Source organism: Bacillus sp. IT-79MI2 (genome assembly GCF_949768135.1).
GTDB lineage: Bacteria > Bacillota > Bacilli > Bacillales > Bacillaceae_G > Bacillus_A > Bacillus_A pseudomycoides.
Genome location: NZ_CATKPV010000027.1, coordinates 1 through 308, shown reverse-complemented (window position 1 = coordinate 308; position 308 = coordinate 1). Strand labels below are relative to the sequence as shown.

At 42.2% G+C, this 308-nt stretch carries 2 tRNA genes; both read right to left on the bottom strand.

Annotated features, from left to right (window positions below):
- Positions 1 to 17: 17 nt before the first annotated feature.
- Positions 18 to 110 (bottom strand) — tRNA-Ser (locus tag ACM6HU_RS02035).
- A gap of 93 nt (positions 111 to 203) precedes the next feature.
- A tRNA-Ser gene (locus tag ACM6HU_RS02030) sits at positions 204 to 296 on the bottom strand.
- Between the last annotated feature and the right edge of the window lie 12 nt (positions 297 to 308).

The following is a 308-nucleotide window of genomic DNA, read 5'->3' as shown; positions in this document are numbered from 1 at the left end:
TTATATTATTAAAAAAATGGAGGAGGTAGAGGGATTCGAACCCCCGCGCGACTCTCGCCGCCTGTCGGTTTTCAAGACCGATCCCTTCAGCCGGACTTGGGTATACCTCCATGAAGTAAATATTAATTATATCTTTTAGTTATCTTTGTACATCTAATAGTTTTTATTAACTATCCAATCATTCCATTTTAATTATTATAAAATGGAGGAGGTAGAGGGATTCGAACCCCCGCGCGACTCTCGCCGCCTGTCGGTTTTCAAGACCGATCCCTTCAGCCGGACTTGGGTATACCTCCAATAAATAACTA